The 1,812-nt window shown below is 59.4% G+C and carries 1 protein-coding gene; it reads left to right on the top strand.

The annotated features are described in order from the left end of the window. Nucleotides 1-1,812: type VI secretion system tip protein TssI/VgrG (tssI, locus tag ABYA88_RS16350; protein WP_373188441.1), on the top strand; the 1,812-nt coding region annotated here is incomplete at both ends.

Raw genomic sequence — 1,812 nt, 5'->3', positions numbered from 1 at the left:
CTACTGCTTCCAACTGGAACTGGTCAGCGAACGCCCTGATCTGGATATTGAAGCACTGCTGCAGCAACCAGCTTTTTTTACCTTCGCTGGCCAGGGCAAGGGCATCCACGGCCTGATCCACCGCGTCGCCCAAGGGGATGCGGGCAAGCGGCTGACGCGCTATCACATCGACCTGGTGCCACATTTGGCTTATCTCGGCCATCGCACCAACCAGCGTATCTTCCAGCATCTGACCGTACCCGAGATCATCAGCCGCGTATTGAACGACCACGGCATTCAGACCGACGCCTTCCGCTTCCAGCTCAACAGCGACCACCCACAGCGGATCTACTGCACCCAGTACGACGAAACCGACCTGCACTTCATCCAGCGCCTGTGTGAAGAGGAAGGCATCCATTTTCACTTCGAGCACAGCATCGAGAACCACCTGCTGGTATTCGGCGATGATCAGACTGGTTTCCCGAAACTGGTCCGCCCCACCGTCTATATCCAGGACAGCGGCTTGGTCGCCGACGAACCGGTGATCAAACGCTTCGCCATGCGCATCGAAACCCGCCCCAGCCGCGTCACCCGCCGGGATTACGATTTTGAAAAGCCGCACCTGTTGATGGAAGCCGCGCACGGTGCTGAGCAGTCGGTCGAAGGAGACGAGCAACCGGTACCGCTGCCCGACCTGGAAGATTACGACTACCCCGGTCGCTTTACCCAACGCGCCCGGGGCAAACAGCTGGCCAAACGCAGCCTGGAGCGTCATCGCAGCGACTACCGTCTGGCGGAAGGCAAGAGCGATGTACCCAGCCTGGTCACCGGCCATTTTCTGACCCTGTCAGAGCACCCTCGCACCGAATGGAACGACCTGTGGCTGGTGGTCAGCATCCAGCACGAAGGCAAACAACCGCAGGTACTGGAAGAATCCGTCACCAGCGATGTTAAAGACAGCGACGGCTTCGCTCAGGGCTACCGAAACCAGTTCACCGCCGCCCCTTGGGACGTGCAATACCGACCGCAACTCGACCATCCCAAACCCAAAGTGCCGGGTACCCAGACTGCAGTCGTCACCGGCCCGGAAGGCGAAGAGATCCACTGCGACCAATACGGCCGCATCAAGGTGCAGTTCCATTGGGATCGCGAAGGCCAGGGCGACGAACGCACCAGTTGCTGGCTGCGCGTAGCTTCAGGATGGACTGGCAATCAATACGGCGGCATCGCCATTCCTCGCGTCGGTATGGAAGTTCTGATCACTTTCCTTGAAGGCGACCCAGACCAACCCCTGGTCACCGGCTGCCTCTATCACAAGACTCACCCGGCCCCCTACGAACTGCCCGCCAACAAGACCCGCAGCGTGTTCAAGACCCTCAGCTCACCCGGCGGTGGCGGCTATAACGAGCTGCGCATCGAAGACAAGAAGGACCAGGAACAGATCTACATCCACGCCCAGCGCGACTGGGACGAAAACATCGAGAACGACCAGAAAATCCGCGTCGGCAACGAGCGGCATGATCGAGCCGAAGCGAACAGCTACACCGAGTTCATGGCCGAAGAGCACCACACCACCCACAGCGATCGCAAGTCCGAGATCAGGGCGAGCGATCACCTGACCATCGGCACCAGTCAGAATATCAAGCTGGGCACAGGGCAGTTCATCGAAGCGGGTAATGAAATCCACTACTACGCCGGCGACAAGGTGGTGATTGATGCTGGCATGGAACTGACCGCCCGGGGCGGCGGCTCCTTTTTGAAGCTTGATCCTAGCGGAGTGACGTTGAGCGGACCGGGGATCAAAATTAATCTGGGTGGTAGTCCGGGGAAAGG

This window comes from Halopseudomonas sp. (genome assembly GCF_041579695.1).
GTDB lineage: Bacteria > Pseudomonadota > Gammaproteobacteria > Pseudomonadales > Pseudomonadaceae > Halopseudomonas.
The sequence above is the reverse complement of the archived record's forward strand: the minus strand, read 5'-3'. Positions and strand labels throughout refer to the sequence as shown.